This window comes from Polyangium fumosum (genome assembly GCF_005144585.1).
GTDB classification, from domain to species: domain Bacteria; phylum Myxococcota_A; class Polyangia; order Polyangiales; family Polyangiaceae; genus Polyangium; species Polyangium fumosum.
Window position 1 is genome coordinate 1 of the sequence record NZ_SSMQ01000102.1, and the last position, 22,610, is coordinate 22,610.

The window sequence follows — 22,610 nt, forward strand, 5'->3', positions numbered from 1 at the left end:
CTGCGAGGGCGCCCGCGACGCGCCCTGCCCACGCGCCGCCGGCGCCTTCTGCGTCGCCGCGCTCTTGCGCGCTTGCGTCCGCGCCGCCCCGCCCGCCACGGCGCCCGCGTTCCGCTTCTGCGCGACCGCCGCGCCCCGCTTCTGCGTGACCGCCGCGCCCCGCTTCTGCGTGACCGCCGCGCCCCGCTTCGCCGGAGCCGCCTTCGCCGCGCTCCGCTTCGCCGCGCCCCGCTTCGCCGCGCCCGCCGCCCGCTTCGGCATCGCCTGGCGCTTCGCCGGCGCACGCTTGCGCGGGGCCGCAGCCTTCTTCGCCCCGAGCGCCTGCACGGCCACCTGCCGCGCCGCGATGCCCAGGCTCCGCTCCAGAATCGGGCGGTGCCCCTCCGCGAGGCGCTCCGAGAACCGCACCGAGAGCCGCTCGCCGAGGTGCTCGAGCTGCTCGCGCTCCATTTCCCCCTCCGCCTGGGGCAGCAGCTCGCTCTCCTCCTCCTCGACGTGATTCATCACGATGTCCTTGAGCGCGCCGAGCTTGGCCGAGAACGTCTCGTCGCCCACGCTGACCGACATCAGCCGATACAGCGCGAAGTCCGCCACCGCGTGCTCCTCGAAGGCCTCGCGGATCCGACTGCTCGGGCCGAGCGCCTCCATCGCCGCCGGATAGAAGATCTCCTCCTCGATCGCCGTGTGCGCCGCGAGCGCGTTGGCGAGCTCCTCGCGGAGCGAGGCACGCTCGTCCTCGTCCTCGGCGCCCTCGATCTCGCGGAACAACTCTTCGACTTCGCGGTGATGCTGCTTGAGTAGGTCGGTCGCCTTCATGTCGAGCTCCTCAATCCGTTCCTCTCGGCGTGCCGCGCCTCGCCGAGGCGCCGCCCTTCGTGCTCGCGGCTCCTTGCGCGTGGCATGCCAAGACCCCCGAGGGCCCGGAGAAAAGCGAGGGACGGACGGCGAACGTCCCCCGACCGCGCCCCGACGGAAGGCCGCGACCCGAGCGAAAGCACGAGCAAAACGAGGCACCGAGCCGAGCCTCGGCCGCGCGCGGGGCACACGCCGCGGCAGGCCCGTGCCCCGCTCGTGCCGCGCGCCGGCGGCCACGAAACGCAGAGCCGCGACCGCGCGCGGCCGGCGCAGTCGATCGTGGCGGGTGGCACGGAAGCGCGCACCCGGGGCGATCGCGCGGGGCGCGCGCGGGCAACAAAGGAGCAGACGGCTAGGGCGCGGCCGGCGCCTCGCCCTCCACGAACACGAACGACGGGGGGTGGGTCGAGACCATGCGGTTCACCACGCTGGTGTAGTCTTGTGCCCCCGGCCCGATCACGAACGGATCGACACCGGCGTCGATCGCCGCGCCAAAATCCACGGCGGAAAACCAGGATGTGACGTCGAACTGGACCTCGATCCGCGAGGTCGCCTCGGTGACCGTACCCTCGACCTTCGTGGTCGGCACGGCGCGCTGGCCCTGAAAGAGCGGCTTCACGTCGATGTCCGCCTCGAACCGGACGGACGTGCCGGCGCGGCTCGCCACGCCCCGCACGCGCGCCGAATGCCCGCCCGGCGCCTCGGGCGAAGCCGCGGCCTCCTGCTCCGGCAAGAACCAGTGAATCCCGTAATCGTACGAGGCGCTGCGCACGTCCCCTGCGAACCCCGCATACGTGCCGAGCGGCGTCTCCCCTTCCCCGAGGGCGTCAATCGTCGTGATGCGCCGGATCTCCCCGACCGCCGCGTCGCAAAGCGTGGCCGAGCCCGAGGCGCTGGCGCAAAAATAGGCCGGCCCAAACGCCACGCGCGCCTCGTCCAGGGTGACGGTCACATCGCCCACGACGAATTCATTCGTCGCAGGAGAGGTGAAGACCGCAGGGAACGAAACGTCGGGCTGGCCGGTGCCGGTGCCGCAGCCGGCGAGGAAGAGGACAAACGGGAACAACGAGCGCAGAAGACATCGCATGGAAGCTCTCCGGCTCAGAGGTAAAAGGTCAAATTGCCGAGGATCGTGAGCGGCGATCCGGCGGAAATGTGGCGGGCGGGCAGATGCGAGGGGATGTCGCTCGTCCGCCAATCGGAGACGAAGACGTACTCGGTGTCCGCATAGCGCGCGTTGAAGAGGTTCGTGGCGTCGACGCCGATCTCCACGAAATCGCGCCGCAAGCCGAGCGAAGCGTCGACGACGAAGACGGTGCGGGCCTCCTGGGCATACGGCAGCGGGCGCGGCGACAAGAACGTGGCGCCGTACCCGGCGCGGGCGACGAGCGATTTGCCGCGGAACGTGCCGAGGGCGCGACGATAGGAGACATCGGTCCGCACGACGACGGGCGGAACGTAGGGGAGCGATTGGCCCTCGACATAGGGCGGCGTGGGGTTCTCCGGGGTCGGCGGCGGCGGGGAATCGAGGGTGGCCCGGACGAACGTCGCGCTGATCGAGGCATTGAAGCCGGTCAGGGGATTGGCCTGGAGGTAGGCGACGAGGCCGCGGCGGGTGGTCGGGCCGATCCGCTCGAGCCGGCCTTCCTCGGCGTCGAAGGCGAGGTCGTAGGAGAGGCGCGTCTCGTAGGCGACGAGCGTGGCCGAGAGGCGGGCGGGTTCGTATTGATACCGCGCGCCGGCCTCGTAGCTATGCACCGTGGCGAAGGGCGCCTGCTCGCCCTCTTCGAGCTGCCGGGCCTGCGGGGAGCGGTAGCCGCGGCCATAGGCGGCAAAAAGGCGCAACGAGGGCAAGGGATCGACCTCGAGCGTGGCGCGCGGGCCCCAGGCGATGCCAGCGGCGGTGCGGCGATACCCGATAAAATGGGTCTCTTCGCGGAAGGCGGGGACCTGGTTGCCGAGCCGGTCGTCGATGTCGAAGGAGATGAAGTCGGCGCGCAGGCCGCCGCGCAACCGCGCCCAGCGCGAGAACGTGAACAAGGCGTCGACGAAGGCGCCGATGCGGAGCGAGCGGACGGTGGTGTCGACGCGGCGGTCCCAGGTCTCGTTTTGCGGCGCTTCGAGCAGGTTCTGCGCCTGGTCGATGGAGTGCGCCTCGGCGTCGGCCCCGAGGGTGAGCTGGGCCTTGAGCCAGGAAGCCGCCTCGTACCGGCGGGTGCGATACGAAGCACGCGCGCCGAAGCCGCCGTCGTCGTTCGATTGCTCGATGAGGTCGCCACGGCCGGCCCAGGTGGGCCTTAGGCGCGAGCGCTGGGTGTAACCTGTGAAATTGAGGCGGCTGCGGTAGGTGCCATAGGCGCCCCAAAGGCCAAAGGACGCCTCGGAGCCGTCGTCGCCGGTGCGCTGAAGGGAAAAGCTCGCCTGCGTGCGCGTGGCGGCAGCGGATTGCGAGCGGGCGGAGGTATCCGGGTAGGCGCCGTAGAAATCGACGATCCGGCGGTCGATGTCGTCCCTACGGAGGACACCCGCGACCGTGGAGCGCGCGCCATACGAGGAGAGGTGCACGAGGGCGGAGAGGTCGCCCGGGAGTTCGAATCGGTACTGTCCGGTAAAACCGCCCGAGATGCTGCCGCGCACGCCCTCGCCGAAGCCGTCCGTCGTGCGCACGACGGCCGCGCCGAACGTCTCCTCGGATTGGCCGGCGGGCGCGAAAATGGCGACGAGGCGCTTCGTGTCGAACGAGCCGTACGACGCGGTGGCCCGGACGCCGCGCTCCTCGACGCCGAGGTCGAAATCGACGCTGCCCGCGACGGCGAAATCACCCTGGTGCGGATCGTAGACGCCTTCGAGGACGCGCAAGCTGCGCACGGTCTCGGGGATCAGGACGTTGAGATCGGCATACCCTTGCCCGTGAATGTGCGAGGGCTGATTGAGGGGAATCGTGCCGCCGACGGTGAACTGGATGTCCTGGCCATGATCGGCGTCGAAGCCGCGGAGAGAGACGCGCTGGGCGACGGCGTCGCCCTCGGGGCGCATGACGTGAAAGCCGGGCGCGGACTTGATGAGGTCGGCGGTGGTGGGGCGCGGGGCGCTGTCGAGGACGGCGCGGCCGAGGCGAAAGTCGGAGGCGCCGCGGCGCGGAGGGTTCGGCCGGCCCTGGACGTGAATCTCGATGGGCTTGCCCGGCTCGGCGACGGCGTGCGGCAAAGCGAGGCCGGAGTCGAGCTCGGCAGGCTGCTCGCCGTGCGCATGCGTGTGCTTGTCCGCGGGCGGCTTGCTCGCGGGCGGTTTGGTCGCTGGCGCGGGCGGGCCGGGCGAAGGGGCCGCGTCCGGGGGCGGCGTGTCGGTCGGCGCGCCCGGCGGGACGGGCGGATGCGGCTCGGGCGCGAAATGGAAGGGGACACGAATGCGGGCGCGGATGGGCACGCCGTCGCGGGTGGCGGGGCTGAAGCGCCAGCGACGGACGGCGGCGAGGGCCGCGGCGTCGAAGGCTTCCCCGCCGGAGACGGCGATCTGAGCGTCGCCGACGGTGCCGTTGCGCTCGACGGTGACGAGGACCTCGACGGTGGTGTCGACGCCCTGCGCGAGCTTGTCCGGGGGATAGACCGCGTCGACGTGCTCGACGACCGTCGGAAGGGTGACGTTGGCCTGGCCGGCCGGCGCCTGGGGGGCTCGCGGCTGGGCCAACGCCGGGCGCGCCACGAGGAGGCCCGCAGCGAGGGCGATGGCGTTTGACCATCGAGACAAAACGAACCTCAACCGATCCTCCGTCGGGCCCCTTCGGATGGGTGCTTTACACGCGGAGGGCGGGGAGCGGAAGCGGGAAGCGGCGTGGTGCGACGTGAAATGTCGTGGGGGGACAGCGATGAGACACGCCGGGTCCAGATTCGGAGCACTCACCTGTATACCACAAATTCGGTAAGGTTGGTCACGCCGAATCAGCTCATCTTTTCGACCTTCGTAGAGGCGATAACCCTGCTAAGAGGGATCCTGACGGACGTTCTTCCTGAACGGTTCCTCCGTGAGCCAACCCTGACGGCACGGTCATCCTCGTATGAACAGCGTCTCTCCGACACGCCCGTCGCTCGATCCGAACCGGCTCGAAATCCGGCTGCTTGACGAAGCGGTCATTGATGACGCGCAAGGGTTTTCCTGCGGCGATAGCGATCTCGACGAGTTCCTGCTCGTCGAGGCAATGCGCCTTCAGGCTCGGCACATCGTTCGCACGTACGTCGCATACTACGAGGGCCGTCTCGTCGGCTTCGTCTCGCTGATGACCGACTCCGTCACCCTGGAGACGAAGGAGCGGAAGCTCCTCGCGCTCGGCCACCACGACCACCCTGTCATCCCAGCTCTGAAGATCGCGCGTCTCGGCGTAAGTACGAGTTTTCGCGCTACCCATCGCGGCTGCGGAGAATCGCTCGTCCGGTTCGCCTGGGCCATGGCGCTCGAATCATCCGACCGCGTCGGTTGTCGCCTGCTGACGGTCGATGCGTACGAGGCGTCCGTGCCGTTCTACGAGCGGCTCGGTTTCATCAGGAACCGCGCCAAGGAGTATCGGGAACGACCCAACACGAGCATGCGGCTCGATGTCCACGCGCCGCGCCCCCCGTCTTGGCTCAGCGATCCGACGGCTCCTTTGGGGGGCGACGCGAAAGAACCTTCGGACGCTTAACGTCCGCTAGATACCGTTTCGCCGCTTCCAACCGCTTTTCGACCTCCTCCGGGGAGGCCACCTTTTCCAGAGACGCGAGGAGTTCCTCGGCATCTTCGCCGGAAAGGGGCGGAGTCGGCTCGATCGGACGCGCCATGGCTTGGGGCATCATGGGCGGTCTTGGCTTTACCGTCAATCAGAACGTCGGCCACGACTCCACGACCTTACCTCGATCACTCGATCGTCCCCCACACACGCAGCGCCGCCGCCGTGTCCGGGTCGATCGTCGCGGGCTCCCGCTTCTGCAAGCCCGCGCGGGTCGACTGGTCGCGCGCCATGATCCGGCGGAAGAGCGCTTGCGCCGCGAGCGGGAGGGTTTCGCGGCGGTTGAAGGCGCAGGTCGGGTCGAGCTCGAGGTCGCAGAGGAAGGGCGCGGCGTCGTAGCGGCCCGTCATGATGAGCTCGCCCCAGCGGGCCGAGAAGCGGTCGTCGAGCGTGGCGATCTGCGGCTCGAAGGAGGAGTCTTCGAGGCCCGACGCGACGGCGGAGAGGTCGCGGCCGAGCCCAGGGCGGGAGAAGGAGATGCCGAGGGCGGAGAGCGTCGTCTGGCTGAGGTCCCACACTTCGGTGGGGAGGTTGACGTGGGCGCCGCCGTACCGGGCGTCCGGGAAGCGGACGTAGAGCGGGAGGGTGAGGTGGGGCTCGGCGAGATCGTCGCCCTCGGCGTACAACGCGCCGGCGCCGGCCGCGACGTCGCCGGTGACGACGAAGACGGTGCTCTCCCAGATGCCGGCGGTCTTGAGGGCCGTCACGAGGCCGCCGAGGGCGCGGTCCTGCGCGGCCATGGCGGCGCCTTCGAGGGCGCGGATGCGCTCCTGGTCCGGCGCGGAGACGGCGTCCTTCTTGTCCCTCTTTTTCCGCAAGGTCGCGAGCTGCTGCGCCCCGCGGCGTGGCTCGATGACGCCCGTGTAGGTGCTCGGCGGGAACTGCGCTTGCTCCTTCGGCGAGACGTCCCAGGGCGGATGTCCACCGCGGGCGTGCACGACGAGGAGGAGGCGCGCCTCGGGCGATTGGCGGAGCACGTCGGTGAGCCAGGTGGCGGCCGCATCATAGGGCGCGGTGGCCGGGTCGTTGCCGTAGGGGGGATATTCGACGAAATGCTCCCAGCCCTCGCCGAAGCCGAACGATTTGAACGTGGCCGGGACGCCGGTGAACATGGCCGCGCGAATGCTGGCGTCGTGGGCGACGGCGCCGAGCGTGGTGTTCGAGGCCGGCATGCGCGCGCCGAAATCGGTGAGGGTATGCGCGCGCGGCGGCATGGCCGTGAGCAGGGAGCCGACGACGCTGCCCGGAAAGGTGGTCGGGGCGCGATGGCGGTGGAAGGTGGTCGCGGTGAGCGCGAGCTCGGAGAGGGTCGGGAGCTGCGGCGTGGGGCCCGCGTGCCACGGCGGGAGGCTGTCGCGGTCGAGGCCGTTCATGACGACGAGGACGACGGCGCGGGCCTTGGCGGTGGACGGCGGAGGCGCAGCGGGCAGGACGAGGACGGGGTCGCCGAAGAGGATACGCGCGCCCTGGGACGTGCCCTCGGCGCGGAGCTCGAGGGTGGCGAGGGGGCCGCCCTGGGGGTCGAGGGGGAGGTCGACGTCGGTCCAGGCGGCCTTGTCGCCGCCGGTGAGGTGCTGGGTGAGGACGTCGACGGGCTTCTGGCCGTCGCGAAGGAGGCGCACGCGTGCGTCGGCCTCGCCGGGTCCGAGGACGCCGACGGAGGTGCGGAGGCGCGCGCCGGGCGGGAGGCGGAGGGTGCAGCGAACGGAGCCGGGGCCGCGGAGGGCGATCGAGCGGTGCGGGACGCCGGAGAGGGCGGCCTCGCGGAGGATGACGTCCCGGAGGGTGGGCGGGCCGTAGGTGGCGGTGCTCTCGTCGGGGACGCCGATGCGGATCCAGTCGAGGTCGACGAGGGGATCGCCGCTCTTGGCGCGACCCATGAAGCGGAAGGTGAGGGTGTGGGGGCCGGGATCGACGGGGAGCGAGGTGGCCCCGGTGGTGGCGATGCGGATGTGGTCGCGCTGGAAGTTGAGGGTGCCGAGGGGCTGGTCGTCGAGGGAGACGGTGGCGGCGCGGGCGCCGAGGCCCATGGAGCGAGCGGCGACGAAGATGGGGCTCGCTTCCGGCAGGACGAAGGTGACGCGCAGGGTGCGGTTCGAGATGCGCATCCAGGTGGAAGCGTCGTGCTCGATGGGATCGATGCCCCTCGGGGCGACACCGGACCAGGCGAAGCGGCCGACCATGGCATCGGTGCCGGTGTCGAGGAGCAGGCCGCGATGTTCGAGGTCGCAGCCGGGGAGCTGGTCGACGAGGTCGGCGACGATACGAGCGGGCGCAGGCGGCTCGGGGGCAGCGGCGCTGGTGGTGGGCGCGGGGGTGCCCTGCTCCTGGCGTTTGCTGGGGTTGCAGCCGGGGCTGCAGGCGCTCGCGCCAAGGGCGACGGCGAGGAGGGCCGAGAGGACGATCGGGGCGGAAGGCGTCAACGCGACCAGGGTGGCGCGATGCGAAGGCGCGTCAAGCGGGCTTGTGGGGGGAGGACGTCGGAGCGAGGTCACCAAGGAGGCGCTGCGCGACCGCCGCGAAGGCGCCTCGTGAGGCGCGTTCGCTCGCCGCGGGGGTCGCGATGCCGTTGAAACGGCGACGAGGTGGCTTCGCGGCGGTCGCGGAGGCGAGGCGTAAGTTACGGAACGCCTTCGCGACCGGCTGGCGCTGGAAGCTTGAGACGCGTCAACGCGACCAGGGCGGCGCGATGCGCAGGCGCGTCATGCGCCCTTCCTTGACGAGGGCGAACCGGACGCGCTCCTCGCCGCGGAGGCGGACGCGGATCTCGTACGGGTCCTTCTTCGGCGCGAGCTTCGACTGGACGATCGGCCCGGTCCCGACGAGCTGGCCGTCGACGTAAATCGAATCACTCGGCCCGGCCACGACCTCGAGGAGCCCCTGGCCCGCGGGGACCTTGTCCTCGGCGCGGAGGGGGAGGTCCTGCGGCATGACGGGGAAGTCGGCGGTGTCGCCCTCGCGCCGGTCGCGGGGGGTCGTCGCGGCCGCGGCGGGCTCGGGCTCGGGCGCAGGCGCGGCGGCGGCCGCGGGCGGGCCTTCGGCGGTGACGGTCGGGGTCGGGATCGCCGCGGGCGGGGGCGCCGGGGCGACGCGCTGGTGCGCGAGGCGGCTGCCGACGGCGAAGACGGTGCCGGCGACGGCGAAGAGGATCCAGGCGCTGACGCGGATGCGCGAGCTGCCCTCGCGGCGAGAGGGCGGGGCCGAGTCGCGGCTGACCTTCTCGTTGCGGCGGAAGCGGCTCGGGCGGCTCTCGACGTCGGGATCGAGGGTGCGGGCGCCGGGCGCGTGAGCCGAAGGCAACGCGGACCGCGGAGGGGGCGGGAGATCCTCGACCGGCGGGGGGACGAGGGTGCCGAGCGACGTCGGAATGGGCCGCGCCGACGGGAGGGTCGAAGCTCGCGGCGCGGGCGCGGACGCGGCGGCGGGCGCGGCAACGGGCGCGGGTACGGGAGGTGCGGGGGGCGCGGCCATGATTTCGGGCGCGAAGAGCGTCACCGGCGCGGCCACGGCCACGGGCGCGGGCGTGAGCACAGGCACGGACAGGCGCTCGGCCTTGCGCGGGGCCACCGGGCCCGGCGTGGGCGAGGGCTGCTTCACCGCAATCAACTGCCGGAGGACGTCGAGGGTCGGCTCCTCGGTGGGCATGTGCGCGAGGTCGAGGACCGATCCGACCTCGACCGAGAGGACCTCGTCGGGCTGGAGCGAAAGGATCGACGGGGCCGGCGAGGCCTCCTCGCGGGCGAGGACCGGGCCGGGCGTGGCCGAGCGGTCGATGATCGCGGAGATCGGCTCCGGCGTGCTCGGCGCAGGCTCGGGCAGGATGTCCGCGAGCGCCGGGATGAGCGCCGGAGGCGGCGGGCGGCGCACGCCGCGGAGCCGCTCGGACTCGCGGTGCACGGCAGGCGTAAGCAGATCCGCGCCGGCCTCGCCGACGATGGCGGTGATCGCGCCGTGGGCCGCGGCGTCGCAGAGGACGTCCTCGACGAGGTGCGCGGCCGCCTTGCCGTTCGCGACGAGCGCGCGGGGCGAGGCGCCGGCCGCGATCGAGCGCAGGAGCGAGCGCAGGGGTTCGGGCGTCGCGTGCTCGGCGGGGCCGAGGAGGTCGAGGTCGATCTCGACACGCTCGACGGTCATGAGCGAGGCACCCGAGAGCAGGCGTTGCGCGGCGCGGGCCGAGGCGATCGGCGCGACGAGCTGCTCGGCGAGCGAGCCTTCGAGGTCGGGGCGCGCGCCGGAGACACGCGCAGCGGCGTCGTCGACGGGCGCGACGACGAAGCGGCCGGCGCCGAGGCCGAGGAGGCGCGCGAGCACGCCCGGGCCACGCTCGAAGGAGCCATCAGCCGTGGTGCGCGTGGCCCGCACGGGGCGGCCTTCGCGGATCTCGACTTCGTAGAGGTAGAGCGCATCCCGCACGGAGAGCGTGGAGGCGGGCCGGTGGGCGCAGGCGAGCGCGAGCAGGGTGCGCGGCGTGAGGCCGTCGAGGCGGCCGCGGACCTCGCCGCCTTGCGCGAGGCGCTCGGCGACGCGCAGGCGGGGGCGCAGGATCTCGCGGAGGCGCTGGACGATCGCCGAAGCACTCGCCTCCTTGCGTAGGTAGCCGTCCGCGCCGGCGCCGAGCTCGCGCACGCGCTGGAGGAGGTCCTCTTTCCAGGAGAGGAGCACGACGGGGACGTCGCGGAGCGCAAAATCACGCTTGAGCGCGCGGCAAAGGGCAAAACCATCGAGGCCGGGCATGACGATGTCGCTGACGACGAGGTCGGGCGCGACCTCGCACGCGAGCTCGAAGGCGCGCTCGCCGTCGTGGGCCTCGTACACGGTGGCGCCCGCGGCGCGCAGGACGCCGGCGAGGAACCAGGTGACGGCGGCGTCGTCGTCGGCCACGACCACGCGAAGGCGATCGAGCGTGGGCACGCGCGCGCCGCGGGCCTCGCCGAGCGCCCGCACGCGCGTCGCCTTGCCCGACTGCTCGGGGCCGCCGAGCCAGGGCGCGAACGGGAGCGCGCCTTCCGGCCCGCTCGGCGAAAACCGCACCTTGCCTTGCGACTCGATGGTGACGAGGTCCCGGATCCGCGCGACCGCGCCCCAGAGCGCGGCGAGCACCTGGCTGCCCTCGCCGAGCTCGATCCGCGTGCCGCGGGCGCGGACGTCGGCCGCGTCGCAGAGGCCACGACGTAGCTCCTCGGCGAGGCGCGTGCCGAGGTCGTCCAGCGTGACTTCCCCGATCGGCGCGCGGGCGATCTCGCGACGCACGTAACTCGCGGTCACCTCGGCGCAGGCCTTCCGCAAGGCGTCCGGCGAGACGGGCTTGGGCAAGGTGCGCGCGACGCCGAGCGCCGCATAGAGCGCGGCGTCGTCGGGCCGGGAGAAGCGGCCGAAGAGGAGGATCGGCACCTCCTCGGTGAGGGGATCGGCGAGCAAGGAGGCAACGAGCTCACGCGCGCCGGGCTTGTCCGCGTCGATGACGACGACGTCCGGCGCGAGCGCGCGCGCGAGATCGGGCGCGGCGACGAGATCCTCGGTGCGCTCGACCTCGAAGAACGAAGCAGCCCCTTCGGCGTGATCCTTCGCGAGGGACTCGGCGAGCCTCTCGGGACCGACGAACAAGACGGTCTGCGGAATCCCCTGCGCGACCGCGCTCGCGGGCTTGTCGGCGGGCCGCTCGGCCGAGGGCAAGGTGCGCGGGCCGCTGTTCGCCGATCGGGGCGCGGGCTCGCGCTCGGGCGGCGCGCCGAGCGAGGCCTCGCCCCACGCGAGCTCCGGGAGCCGATCGAGCAGGCTTCGCAGCGCCTTCCACTCGTCGTCCGTGAGCTTGCCGCGCTCGGCGACACGATCGACGAGGGCTTCACCGGTCTTCAGCTCCTCGGCGAGCTTGTTGAAGCGGAGCAGCCTCGCGGCGGCGGCGAGGGCATGCACGCGGCGGCGCAGGTCGTCGCGCCGCGCGGGGGAGGCGGGCTCTTCGGCGAGCTTGGTGACGGCGGTGCGGAGCTCGACGACCCGACGGCCGAGGGTGGCCACGAAATCGGCCCGGACGCCGCCGAGGCGCTCGGGCGACGACGCGGGCCGAGCGTCCTTGGGCGCCTCGGTCCGCCGCTCGGGCGTGGAGGGCGGAGCGATGCCCTCGAGCGTGATGACGCCCATGGCCTCGGGACGGCCGCCTTCAGTTCGGTCCAACGCGGTAGCTTGCGCGCCCATCGGTTCGGGCCGTACCACGGGTCGGCGCGGCAGCTCCAATTTGTGGCGACGGCTGCGGGGGGGGCTCGATCGCGATCCGCGGTCGATTTTGCGCAACCGTTCGGCCCTCCTGGCGAAGTTGGGTTTGTGGAGCCGTATCTCACGCGCCGAGGTATGCTGCGTCGCATGATGGCGATCGCGATGGCAGACGTGCTTCAGCCGGGACCGATGACGCTCGAGCAGTGGGCCGACATGGACGATGACGAGCCGGGTGAGCTCGTCGACGGCTTGCTGGTGGAGGAAGAGGTGCCGACGAATCTGCACGAGCTCATCGTGAGCTGGGTGTCCTACGCACTCATGACCTGGGCCAAAGAGCGTGGTGGACGCGTCTTCGGCTCGGACCACAAGCTGGGCGTGTCTGCGCGCAGCGGTCGCAAGCCTGACGTGACGGTGTACGCGCCGCGCACCAGGATGAACTGGCAGGCGTCGCTCTCGCGCATCCCCCCGCTCCTCGTCGTGGAAGTGATCTCCCGGCGCGCGCGCGACGTGCGGCGGGATCGCGCCGAGAAGCTCAGTGATTACGCGCGCTTCGGCGTGCGCTGGTACTGGCTCGTCGACCCCGAGGCGCGGCTCCTCGAGGTCCTCGAGCTCGGCGCGGACGGGCGATACACGATCGCGATGCAAGCCTCGTCCGAGCGCGTGTCCGTGCCCGGGTGTGAACGGCTCGAGCTCGAGCTCGCCGACCTCTGGAAGACGGTCGACGAAGCCATGGCGGAAGAGGACGAGGAAGACGAGGAGGAAAGCGTCGAAAGCGGCGAGGGCTGAAGCGCTACCTCGACGAGCCAGCCGGCAGCGCGGGCTGGTTCCAAAGCTTGGAAAGGTCAAGCTCGATCGCATCGAAGGGCGCAGCGCGGACCTTGGCGTCGTCATGGTGCACGCCGCGCAGGAGCCAGCCCTCCGGGGTGAGGGCGAAGACTTCGAGCAGGCGCTCGGTCGGGTCCACGATCCAGAGGTGCTGGACGCCTTCCCGGGCGTACACCGGCATCTTCTTCGCCCGGTCGATCGCCGCGGTGGAGGGGCTCGCCACCTCGCAGATCCAGTCGGGCGCGAGCGGGAAGTACGGGGTCTCGGGCAGCTCGGGCATCCGTTCGACGCACCAGCCGGCGAGGTCGGGGACGAGGGTGTCGCCGCCGAGGTGCAACTCGGGTTCGTCGAGGATCCAGCTACCGGGACCTTGGCACGTTCTTACCGCATCGATGGACCCCTGCCGATCCGCCGACGCGCCCGCCCGTCACGCCGTCTCCCCTGCCCCCGGGAGCACCAGATAGTCCGAGACCGACTCCAGCCGGATCTCCGGAAACCGCTCCGCCACCGCGCTCCGCATCTGCTCCGCGTCGGCCGGATCTTCCGCCTCGGCGAACGCCTTCTGCCTCGCCGCGTCGCTCGGCCATTGCGCGTATCCGTAGAAGAGCCCGTCCGATCCGCGGTGCAGCCGCGACCCGAACGAGCCCTTCTCCCGGTAGTGCGCCGTGATCCGCGACCATGCCTCGATGAACGCCTCCTCCCTCCCCGGGTGAAGCCTCCACCGATACAGCACCACGAACCCCGGCCCGCGACCGCTCATCCCGCCCTACAGCTCCTTCGCCACCCGCTCCCGCACCCACGCCGCCGCCGCGCGTGTGCCCAGCGTGCCGCCCACATCCACGGTGCACGCCTTCTCTTCGATTGCCGCCGACACCGCCCGCTCGATTCGCTTCTCCTCGTCCGGCCATCCGAGGTGCGTGAGCATCATGCCCACCGTCAGCAGCGCCGCGAACGGGTTCGCGATGTCCTTGCCCGCGAGCGGCGGCGCCGAGCCGTGCACCGGCTCGAACATCGCCACGCGCGTCGGATCGGACGCGTGCACGTTTGCGCTCGCCGCCATCCCGAGGCCGCCTTGCAGCGCCGCACCGAGGTCCGTCACGATGTCGCCGAAGAGGTTGTTCATCACCAGCACCTCGAACTGCGACGGGTCCTGGATCATGAGCAGGCAGAGCGCGTCCACGTAGAGGTGGCGCGACTCGATCTCCGGGTATTCGCGCCGCACCTCGTCGAACACCCGCAGCCAGAGCTCGTGCGCGTGCCGCATCGCGTTCGACTTGTCCGCCATGCACACGCGCTTCTTGCCCGTGCGCTTCGCGAAATCGAACGCCGCGCGCACGATCCGCTCGACGCCCTTGCGCGTGTTGAGGTCCTCGTTGATCGCGACCTCGTCGGGCGTGCCTCGCTTGAACTGCCCGCCCATGCCGACGTAGACGCCTTCGGTGTTCTCGCGGAACACCACCATATCCACGTCCTTCGCGCCTCGACCCTTCAGCGGCACCAGGCGATCGGACAGCGACTTCACGGGCCGCACGTTCGCGTAGAGGTCGAAGCCGAAGCGCATCCCGAAGAGGATGTCCCGCGCGTGCTCCAGGCCGGGCACGCGCGGGTCTCCCAGCGCGCCGAGCAGGACCGCGGCGCACTCGCGTTGCACCGCGATCTGGATCTCCTTCGGGAACGTCACGCCGTCGCGCAGGTAACGATCGGCGCCCAGGTCGAGCTCCCAGAGATCGAGCGGCAAGCCCGCCTTGTCTCGGTAGATCTCGAGCAGGAGCTTCGCCTCGTGCGTGACGCTCGGCCCGATCCCGTCTCCCCCGATGATGGCGATCTTCTTGCGCTGCGATCCCACGGCTCTCCCTTTCAGCTAGAGCGAAAGCTCAGCCGAGCGCCCGCTCGACCGGCACGTACTCGAGGTTGTGCGCCTGCGCGACCGGCCCGTACGTCACCGCGCCGCCGAACGTGTTCACGCCGAGCAAGACCGCGCGATCCGCGCGCGCCGCCGCCGCCACGCCCTTGTCCGCGATCGCAAGGCCGTACTGCAACGTCGTGTTCGTCAGCGCCCACGTGCTCGTGTGGCTCACGGCGCCCGGCATGTTCGCCACGCAATAGTGCACGACGCCGTGCACCTCGTAGGTGGGGTTGTCGTGCGTCGTCGGCCGGCACGTCTCGATGCAACCGCCCTGGTCCACGGCCACGTCGACCACCACGCTGCCCTTCTCCATCTCGGAGATGAGCTTCTCGGTCACGAGCTTCGGCGCCTTCGCGCCCGTCACGAGCACCGCGCCGATCACGAGGTCCGCGCGCTGCACGCACGCCTCGATGTTGTCCGCGTTCGAGTAGAGCGTCTCGATCGCCCCGCCGAACACGTCCTCGAGGTACTCCATCGTCTGGCCGCGCACGTCGAGCACGGTCACCTGCGCGCCCATGCCGACCGCGATCGTCGCGGCGTTCTTGCCGACGACGCCGCCGCCGAGGATCACCACGCGCCCGCGCCGCGTGCCCGGCACGCCGCCGAGCAGGATGCCCTTGCCGCCGTGCTCCTTCTGCAAGCACGCCGCGCCCACCTGCGCGGACATGCGGCCGGCCACCTCGCTCATCGGCCGGAGCAGCGGCAGCGAGCCATCGGCGAGCTCGATCGTCTCGTACGCCACGCCCGCGACACCCGTCTCGGCGAGCTTCTTCGTGAGCTCGGGCTCGGCCGCGAGGTGCAGGTACGTGTAGACGATCAGGTCTTTCCGGAAGAACCCGTACTCGGCGGCGAGCGGCTCCTTCACCTTCACGACCATCTCGGCGCTCCAGGCGTCGGCGGCGGTCGGGACCATCGTCGCGCCTGCGCGCACGTAGGCCTCGTCCTTGATGCCGCTGCCTTCGCCGGCCCCTTGCTGGACGAGCACCTTGTGCCCGCGGGCCACGAAGGCGCGAACGCCTGCCGGCGTCATCCCGACGCGGTACTCCCTGGTCTTGATCTCCTTCGGAACTCCGATGAGCACGATGTCTCCTCCCGACTTGGTCGACGCTTCGGCGCCGCGATGGCGCGCGCGACCATAGCAGAAGGAACGGCACGTGGAGCCAGTTCCGCGAACGACGCGATGCGGCGATCGTGGCGACTTTCCAGGCATTTAGCGCGCTGCGCGGAAGCGCCGCGTCAGGATCACGCCGTCTCGAGTTCTGCGATCCGCTCCTTCGTGTACCCTTCTTCGTAACCGAACTCCGCGAGCGGCAGGCCCGCGCCGCGCAGCGCGGTCATGAGCGCGCGGCTCGCATTCCCGCCGTCCTGACGGTAATGAACATTGCCGCGCAATCGGCCGCCGCCTTTGCCGCAGAGGAGCATCGGCAGATCGTCTTGTGCGTGGGTCCAGCCCTCGGTGTGCTCGGTGCAGACGAAAATCGAGCTGTGGTCGAGCAGGTTGCCGGTCGCGTCGGGCGTGTTCTTCAGCCGATCGAGGAAATAGGCGAGCTGGCCCATGGTGAACCGCACAGCGTCCTTTTGTTTCGTGTAGGGCGCCGGCTCGGTGTGGTTCATGTAATGCTGCCCGTCGGTCGCGCCGACCATCCAGAACACCGCGCCCGAGCCGCAGGTCGAATACTGGATCGAGAACGAGCGCGTGAGCCCGCAGGAGAGCGCGAGGGCCACGAGATCACTCACGGCCTTGTTTTTCTCGGCAATCTGCTCGTTCGAGGCGAGATCGGGGAACGCGCCCGGATCGTCGGGCTTGTTGCATTCACCGATGGGCACGTTCAGCCGGGACTCGATCTCCGAGATGCTCGTGAGGTGCTGTTCGAGCCGCTGTTTGTCCTTGGCGCCGAGCCGCCCCTGGAGCGTCTTGATCTGCCCGCTCACGGCGTCGAGCACGCTCCCCCGCGCGCGGTCCACGAGCGGCGAGCCCGCGCCCTTGTTGAAGAGGCGATCGAAGAACGCGTGCGGCGATTCCTCCGACGGATTGACGTTCGTCTCGCCGCTCTTGCTGCCATTGTGCGAGAGGTGCTGGAACGACGTGCCCTCGTCGGTGCCGCGGAAGCGCGTCACGGCGACTTCGAGTGATTTGTACGGGTTTGGCGCGAGCGACTGGAAGTATTGCGCGGCGACCTGATCGATGCTCGGGTACTTCATCGTCGACACGATCGTGTCGCGCACGTCGTCGATCTTGAGGTGCGGTCCGCCCGAGCAAACGGCCGACATCCCCGAATGGTGCGGGTGCCGCGGCGTCTTCACCGAGAGCCCGCTGATCACGCTGACGTAGTCCTTGTACGGCAGCAGCGGGACGAGGCCGAAATCCTCCGGCACGGTCCAATCCGGCCCCACGGTGGGCGGGGTCCAGGTGGGCAGGTGGACGCCGTTGCCGAAGAACCAGAGGCCGAAGCGGGTCGGGATGTCTTCGCCGTCGGCGAAGGCGTCGCCATTCCCGTTCAGCATCATCTCGAAGATCGGAAGGCCCACGGCGACGGCGGCGCCACCGAGCAGTCCGCGCAGGAACAGGCGACGGGAAGGGCGTTCGAGTTTGCGTGCGCTCACGGCTTCACCTCCTGCGAGGGCTTGCTGGCGTAGCGGTATCCGTCGTTGGTCACAAGGCCAAGGACGAGGTCCTTGAACCGGTAATCACTCGCCACGAAATCGGCGACGAGCTCCTCGACGCTGTTCTTGTCCCCCTTGCCGGCGAGGTGCGCGCCCGCGTGCTCGTAAAACCGCCGCGCGATGCAGGCGCCGACCTCCGGGAGCGAGGCGGCGAGCTCCGCCATGTCGCTCGGCCCCGCGACCGGATGGCCGTCGACCACCGTGGTCGAATCGACCGGCAGGCCATTCTCGTCGGTCTCGCGGTACGCGCCGATCGCGTCGTACTTCTCGAAGGCGAAGCCGATCGGATCCATCTGCTCGTGGCAGCCTGCGCATTCGGGATTCGTCCGGTGCTCGTCGAGCCGCTGCCGCAGCGTGGTGGGCTTGCCCGGCTCGGGCTCGGGCAGCGTGGTGTTGATTCCCGGCGGGGGCGGTGGGATGTCCTGGCAAAACATGTTCAGCCGGACGAAACGCCCGCGGTGGGTCGGCGACGTCTGCGTCTTGTGCGCGTTCAGCGCGAGGAACCCGGGCGTCGTCAGAATGCCTGCGCGCCGACCGTCGTCGGGCAACGTGACGGGCGTCCATTCCGGCCCCGTGATGCCCTCGATGCCATACACGCGCGCCAGGTCCTCGTTGACGTACGTGTCGCGTGTCGTGAACATGTCCCGGAAATCGCCCTCTTTCTCGAAGACGTTGTTCTCGAACATGCGCTCCATCTCGATGCGCATCGAGGGCCCGAGCGTCGCCGAGAGCTGGGGGAATTTGTCCGGGTGCTTGTCGAGCGCGTCGAGCTTGCCGATGTTCATGAAGTCGCGAAAGAACCGCGTGAGCGTGACGCGCGCGCGTGGATCGTCGAGCAGACGCGACGCCTGGGCCCGCACGCCCTCGGTCGTCGCGAGCTCGCCGCGCCGCGCTGCTTCGCGCAGCGTATCGTCGGGGGGCGCGTCGAGCAGCAGGAACGATAGGCGGCTCGCCATCTCCCAGCCCGTGTAGCGATACCCCTCGTCGCCCGGCTCGCCGACCTCGACGCGGAACAAGAAATGCGGCGAGAGCAAGACCGCGGCGAGCGCGAACTTGAGGCCCTGCGCCTCGTCTTCGAGGTCGGTCGCGACCTTCGCCGAGAGCACCTGGAGCGACGTGACCTCCTCCTCGGAGGCGGGCCTGCGCCAGGCGCGCGTGGTGAACGAGGCGAGGAAGTCCTTGACGCACGGCTCGCCCACGGCCGTCACGGGGCACCCGACGAGCGCGTCGCGCCGGACCGGATCGGCGAAGATTTGATCGAGCACCGCGTACGTCGCGTTCTCGTATTTCTCGGCGTCGACGGGGGCGATGGTGCTGCGGGCCGCGGAGATCGACGAGAAGCCGTAGAGCACGTCGTCGACCGGCAAATCCGCGGGGATCGTGAGCGGTTTGCCGAAGAGATCGAGCCAGGCGTTCTGGATTTGCGGCCGCGTGAGGCGATGGAGCGTCGGCTCGGCGGGCGCGAACGCCGCGGCGGCGGCCCGCTCGTCGCCCGAGTCCCCGATGATGCCCACGCAACTCGCGAGGCCCACGAGCGCGCACAGCAAAGGCGCATATGCCTGTCGCATGCGTTCGAAGTTACAAGACTCCAGGGAGTCGAAACAAGCGCGATCGTGGTACGATCGGCATGTGTCGACGCTGCGAATTTTTTACTCTGCCTCGAATCTGGTTTTTGCGCTCCTGCTCACGGCTTGTGCGAGCGGTGGGAGCTCCGACGAAGGCGAGGCGGGAGGAGGCTCCGGCGGCGCCGGCGGCGGAGGCTCGAACGAAGGCGGGCACGGTTGTTTCTCCACCGAGACCACGTGCAACGGCAAATGCGTCCACCTGGAGGACAACGCGTCACATTGCGGCGCGTGCAACCATTCCTGTGGACCGGGCGGTCAATGCGTGAACGGGACCTGCGCCTACGACTGCAATGGCACGCTCGTGGAAAACCCCGCCGATTGCCTGAACCTCTACGGTGCGTTCGAGACCTTCCCACCGGAATGCGCGGGGTGTGGCACGCCAAATTCGCAGACCGGCACATGCGGCTGCCCGAGCCCGGCGTCCGCGCTGCCGCTCTTGGTGCAGAGTGATTGCCCCGGCGTGCCGATGCGATCGGCGACGACGCTGCAGCTCTGCGTGACGCCCACGCTCGCACCGGACAGCGATTTCGGTGGGGCGTACCAGGTCGACGATCTCGATGGCTGGTGCGGCTCGACGGCGCAATGCCGCGTCGGCAACCCGATGGCCGGCGGGGCCTGCGCGTGCCCGGCGGGGTTCGACGAGGTGATCGGGCTGCGCTCGATCCTCCGGCTGCCATGCAACGGCGCGGAGGGAGGAAGCGTGGTGGTGCTTTGTGGCAACAAGGAGGCGCCGCTGCGAACGTTCGGAGGCGCATTCCAGGTGGACGACGTGGAGCCGACGTGCCGCGTGGGGAATCCGTGGACCGGGGGATGCTCGTGCCCGGCGGGAACAAACGAGCATGTATACCGCGTGATGGTGGATGGAGGGGCGGGGCTTTATGGATCGTCGATTCGGCTCTGTATGCCGTAGGTGGAACCTCGCCGCGCTTGATGCGACGAGCCGCGAAGGGCCTTCCCATGGTGCGCCGGTCGCCCTAGAATGGCCCGCCATGCCCGTGTCCCCTTCCCGCTTGGTCTCGTTCGCCCTCCTTCCCGCGCTGCTCGCTGCCGGCTGCGGCCCGGACGAGTATACCTGCCAGGACGAGATCCCGACGACGGTCACCGTCTCGCCGAAGGGGCCGATCGAGGTCGATTCGACCCAGCCCGACGCAGCCCCGAGGATCGACCTCACGGCCACCTTCCAGGTATCGGGGTGCAACAGGCCGGCCGACTCGCTCGAGATCGCCTCGGCCAAGGTGGTCGATTTCTACGACGGCGAGAAGTTCATGGACATCTCCCTGCGCTTTGCGGGCGGCGTCGAGGGCGCGCCGACCTGTGACAACGGCGTCGGCGCGTACTCCCTCGTGGAGGTCGTCGCCACGGGGGTGACCAACGGCGAGCTGCTCTCCTTGTGCGGGCGCGAGAACGTCGCAATCGAGACCTTGATCAAGCGCGCGGGCTGCGCCGACACCGATCCGGCGACGCGCACCTCGAAGACCCTCATCAAGGTGGTTTGCCCGTGAGGCGGGCCCTCGCCGCGCTCCTCGCGCTCGCCACTGCCGCGGGCTGCGGCTCGCCTGCCGCCCTCGTCGCGAAGGCGCCCGAATACGCGCCGAGGGACCAGGCGAAGGCGCGCTCGTTCAAGAACCAGGACGAGCCGCTGATCATCGAATGGCCGGCCGCCGAGCGCACCAAGCTCGAGGCGCTCGCGCGGCGCGGCGCGGTCGCGGTGCATTACCAGGGCGAAACGATGGCGGTGCTCGGGCATTGCCGCGTCCCGGGGGCCTACGGCTACGTCTCGACCACGCCGCAGCGCGAGCGGGTGACCATCCGCGACGAGGACGACCTGCACGCCGCCCTGCCCCTCGGCGCCGCGCGCCTCGAAGCCGCGCTGAAGAAGGCCGGGCAGCTCCAGGTCTCGCTGACGATCGTGGGCACGTTCCAGGCCGAGCGCGATGCGATCGGCCGTGACGAGCTCGAGGGCGATTGCGCAAGCGCGACGCACGTCGTCACGGCCCTGGCCGTGGGCGCATTCGAGTTTTTCGCCGGCGGGGACGCGTCGCTCGGCGCGGACGCCTCGGTCGGCAGCGGCCCGGCGGCGCAGGAGGTCGCGGGCGCGCACAGCACGGCCAAGCGCGAGATCTTGAACCAGGGCGGTGATCAGGCCGTCTGCGCGAAAGCCACGGCCGAGGACACCGCACCGCCGTATGGGTGTGGCGCGCTCTTGCGGGTGGAGGTCGTGCGCCTCGTGGCGCCGAAGAAGACCGAACCGGCGGACACTTCGCCCGCTGCGGAGCCCGAGCCGCCGAAGGCCGAGCCCACGCCTCGTGAAACCCCTCGCGCCGAAACGAGCGCGCCGCCGTTTTTCACGTCCTACGAGCCCTTGCCGAGCCCATCCACCCCCGCCGCGGGGCCACCCCCGAGCGACCACACGGCGGCGATCGTCATCGGCTCGCTCATCACCGTGGGCCTCGGCATCGGCGTGGGCTGGATCATTTATGATCGGACGAAAGAGGAAAAGCCTGGGCCGACGGGCGGTTTCGGCTCTGGCACCTCTGCGTTCGGGAGGCCGCTTTTCTCATGGTGAAACGTTCTCCGCTCCTTTGGGCGGGCGTGGCGCTCGCCGCACTGACCGGCTGTGGGGACGCGCCTTCGGGGATCATCCGGGTGGCGATTTCGACGGACGCCCCGACGCCGGTCACGTTCGAGGGGCTCACCATCACGGCGCGGCGGACGAACAAGACGGAGCTCTCCGACGACTTCGGGTACGACGTCGTGACCGATCTGCCCGATGCCTACGTGCTCTCTGAAAAAGAACTCTATCAGGGCGAGAGCAACGCCGATCCGATCACGGTCGTCGTCGAGGGTAAAAAAGACGGCCAGACGGTGATCGCGCGCAGCGCCGTCCTGCGCTTCAGCGAGCGATCGGTCGTCCTGCGCATGCCGCTCTGCACATCGTGCCTCGGCAAGGAGTGCCCCCTCGGACAGACGTGCAAACAGGGGCAATGCGTCGACCCGACGGTGGACGAGGCGGGCTTGCCCGAGGACGCAGCGGGCGTCGCGCTCACCGACCCCGAATGCCCCGATCCCGCGCCCCGCTGCACGGGCGCGTGTGGCTCCGCCGGGTGCGGACCCTGCCCCCAGGGCGGCACCGTCACCGCGCCGCAGGGCGGCTTCTCGATCGACGCCACCGAGGTGACCCGCGCAGCCTACACGAGCTGGCTCGCCACGAACCCGCACCCGCCCGAAAGCGGCGACGCCGACTGCGGGCTCGCCACCGCGTATTACCCCGACGAGGAATGCCTGGCGAAGAGCGAGGTCTGCCAGGGCGCGGGGTGCGAGGGCCACCCCCAGGTCTGCGTGAAATGGTGCGCGGCAGATGCCTATTGCGCATGGGCCGGCAAGCGCCTCTGCGGCGGCGTCGACGGCAAATTCATCAAGACGTTCGCTCCCGCCGCGGAGCACGAGTGGTATCTCGCCTGCGCGAGCGCGTCGTCCCAAGGGTATCCTTACGGCGACACGTACGAAAAGACCACGTGCAACACCGAGGGCACGACCACGACGCCCGCCGGATCCCTGGCGACGTGCGCGGGGAGCGTGCCGGGCCTATTCGACATGAGCGGCAACGTCGCCGAATGGGAGAACGCGTGCGACGGCAGCAACTGTGGGGCGCGCGGCGGCGGGTATGGCAGCCTCTCGTCGTCGAAATGCGGGGATACCTTCCCCTTCGCGCGCAACGAGGGCTATCCGAACGTGGGCTTTCGCTGCTGCGACGCGCCCTGAATCA

17 protein-coding genes are annotated in these 22,610 nt (G+C 70.4%); 6 read left to right on the top strand and 11 right to left on the bottom strand.

The features are described 5' to 3' along the window. The 3 genes from E8A74_RS47545 to E8A74_RS47555 all read right to left on the bottom strand — a co-directional run. A partial coding sequence (locus tag E8A74_RS47545; protein ID WP_136935816.1) for a hemerythrin domain-containing protein occupies positions 1-816 on the bottom strand: 816 nt, incomplete at its 3' end. 391 nt (positions 817-1,207) lie between these two features. Beyond that, complete coding sequence (locus E8A74_RS47550; RefSeq protein WP_136935817.1) at positions 1,208-1,942, bottom strand: hypothetical protein; 735 nt, start codon at positions 1,940-1,942, stop codon at positions 1,208-1,210. A 14-nt stretch (positions 1,943-1,956) separates the two neighbouring features. Beyond that, complete coding sequence (locus E8A74_RS47555) at positions 1,957-4,602, bottom strand: TonB-dependent receptor domain-containing protein (RefSeq protein WP_136935818.1); 2,646 nt, start codon at positions 4,600-4,602, stop codon at positions 1,957-1,959. Between the two features lie 307 nt (positions 4,603-4,909). Here E8A74_RS47555 and E8A74_RS47560 point away from each other — a divergent pair, with 307 nt between their 5' ends. Next, the gene (locus tag E8A74_RS47560; protein WP_136935819.1) at positions 4,910-5,530 is read left to right on the top strand and encodes a GNAT family N-acetyltransferase; all 621 of its coding nucleotides are present in this window, start codon (positions 4,910-4,912) and stop codon (positions 5,528-5,530) included. Positions 5,531-5,742: 212 nt separating this feature from the next. On the opposite strand, the gene E8A74_RS47570 is transcribed toward E8A74_RS47560, so the two are convergent. Next, complete coding sequence (locus tag E8A74_RS47570; RefSeq protein ID WP_232380065.1) at positions 5,743-8,037, bottom strand: sulfatase-like hydrolase/transferase; 2,295 nt, start codon at positions 8,035-8,037, stop codon at positions 5,743-5,745. Positions 8,038-8,281: 244 nt separating this feature from the next. After that, on the bottom strand, positions 8,282-11,785 hold the full coding sequence (locus tag E8A74_RS47575) for a response regulator (RefSeq protein ID WP_232380066.1): 3,504 nt from the start codon (positions 11,783-11,785) through the stop codon (positions 8,282-8,284). 186 nt (positions 11,786-11,971) lie between these two features. Between E8A74_RS47575 and E8A74_RS47580 the strand changes: the two genes are divergently transcribed. Continuing rightward, entirely contained in the window at positions 11,972-12,610 is a 639-nt protein-coding gene (locus E8A74_RS47580; RefSeq protein ID WP_232380067.1) for a Uma2 family endonuclease, read from the top strand. 4 nt (positions 12,611-12,614) lie between these two features. Here E8A74_RS47580 and E8A74_RS47585 read toward each other — a convergent pair whose 3' ends face one another. The 6 genes from E8A74_RS47585 to E8A74_RS47610 all read right to left on the bottom strand — a co-directional run bounded on the left by E8A74_RS47585 (position 12,615) and on the right by E8A74_RS47610 (position 18,787). Then, the gene (locus E8A74_RS47585; RefSeq protein WP_136935821.1) at positions 12,615-13,043 is read right to left on the bottom strand and encodes a Uma2 family endonuclease; all 429 of its coding nucleotides are present in this window, start codon (positions 13,041-13,043) and stop codon (positions 12,615-12,617) included. 33 nt (positions 13,044-13,076) lie between these two features. Beyond that, on the bottom strand, positions 13,077-13,409 hold the full coding sequence (locus tag E8A74_RS47590; protein WP_136935822.1) for an antibiotic biosynthesis monooxygenase: 333 nt from the start codon (positions 13,407-13,409) through the stop codon (positions 13,077-13,079). Positions 13,410-13,415: 6 nt separating this feature from the next. Further along, a complete protein-coding gene (locus E8A74_RS47595) occupies positions 13,416-14,495 on the bottom strand; it encodes an isocitrate/isopropylmalate dehydrogenase family protein (protein ID WP_136935823.1) in 1,080 nt (359 codons plus the stop codon). A gap of 28 nt (positions 14,496-14,523) precedes the next feature. Beyond that, positions 14,524-15,636 (bottom strand): alanine dehydrogenase, encoded by a 1,113-nt coding sequence (gene ald, locus E8A74_RS47600; RefSeq protein ID WP_136935824.1) that lies wholly within the window; start codon positions 15,634-15,636, stop codon positions 14,524-14,526. 161 nt (positions 15,637-15,797) lie between these two features. Next, the gene (locus E8A74_RS47605) at positions 15,798-17,159 is read right to left on the bottom strand and encodes a DUF1552 domain-containing protein (protein ID WP_136935825.1); all 1,362 of its coding nucleotides are present in this window, start codon (positions 17,157-17,159) and stop codon (positions 15,798-15,800) included. Beyond that, positions 17,156-18,787, bottom strand: a complete 1,632-nt coding sequence (locus tag E8A74_RS47610) for a DUF1592 domain-containing protein (RefSeq protein WP_136935826.1) — start codon at positions 18,785-18,787, stop codon at positions 17,156-17,158. Before E8A74_RS47610 ends, E8A74_RS47605 begins: the two co-directional genes overlap by 4 nt. 61 nt (positions 18,788-18,848) lie before the next feature. On the opposite strand from E8A74_RS47610, the gene E8A74_RS47615 reads away from it, so the two are divergent. The 4 genes from E8A74_RS47615 (at position 18,849) to E8A74_RS47630 (ending at position 22,606) form a co-directional block, all read left to right on the top strand. Beyond that, the gene (locus E8A74_RS47615; RefSeq protein ID WP_170229929.1) at positions 18,849-19,754 is read left to right on the top strand and encodes a hypothetical protein; all 906 of its coding nucleotides are present in this window, start codon (positions 18,849-18,851) and stop codon (positions 19,752-19,754) included. Positions 19,755-19,833: 79 nt separating this feature from the next. Continuing rightward, positions 19,834-20,346, top strand: coding sequence for a hypothetical protein (locus tag E8A74_RS47620; RefSeq protein ID WP_136935828.1), 513 nt, complete (start codon positions 19,834-19,836; stop codon positions 20,344-20,346). Continuing rightward, the gene (locus E8A74_RS47625) at positions 20,343-21,410 is read left to right on the top strand and encodes a hypothetical protein (RefSeq protein WP_136935829.1); all 1,068 of its coding nucleotides are present in this window, start codon (positions 20,343-20,345) and stop codon (positions 21,408-21,410) included. Before E8A74_RS47620 ends, E8A74_RS47625 begins: the two co-directional genes overlap by 4 nt. After that, entirely contained in the window at positions 21,404-22,606 is a 1,203-nt protein-coding gene (locus E8A74_RS47630) for a formylglycine-generating enzyme family protein (RefSeq protein WP_136935830.1), read from the top strand. The genes E8A74_RS47625 and E8A74_RS47630 overlap by 7 nt, the downstream gene beginning before the upstream one ends. Positions 22,607-22,610 lie beyond the last annotated feature (4 nt).

What these genes read in the sequence shown, in the direction of transcription:
- E8A74_RS47550 (WP_136935817.1), bottom strand. Translation starts at nt 1,942, where the DNA reads ATGCGATGTCTTCTGCGCTCGTTGTTCCCGTTTGTCCTCTTCCTCGCC.
- E8A74_RS47560 (WP_136935819.1), top strand. Translation starts at nt 4,910, where the DNA reads ATGAACAGCGTCTCTCCGACACGCCCGTCGCTCGATCCGAACCGGCTC.
- E8A74_RS47580 (WP_232380067.1), top strand. Translation starts at nt 11,972, where the DNA reads ATGATGGCGATCGCGATGGCAGACGTGCTTCAGCCGGGACCGATGACG.
- E8A74_RS47590 (WP_136935822.1), bottom strand. Translation starts at nt 13,409, where the DNA reads ATGAGCGGTCGCGGGCCGGGGTTCGTGGTGCTGTATCGGTGGAGGCTT.
- E8A74_RS47610 (WP_136935826.1), bottom strand. Translation starts at nt 18,787, where the DNA reads ATGCGACAGGCATATGCGCCTTTGCTGTGCGCGCTCGTGGGCCTCGCG.
- E8A74_RS47620 (WP_136935828.1), top strand. Translation starts at nt 19,834, where the DNA reads ATGCCCGTGTCCCCTTCCCGCTTGGTCTCGTTCGCCCTCCTTCCCGCG.
- E8A74_RS47630 (WP_136935830.1), top strand. Translation starts at nt 21,404, where the DNA reads ATGGTGAAACGTTCTCCGCTCCTTTGGGCGGGCGTGGCGCTCGCCGCA.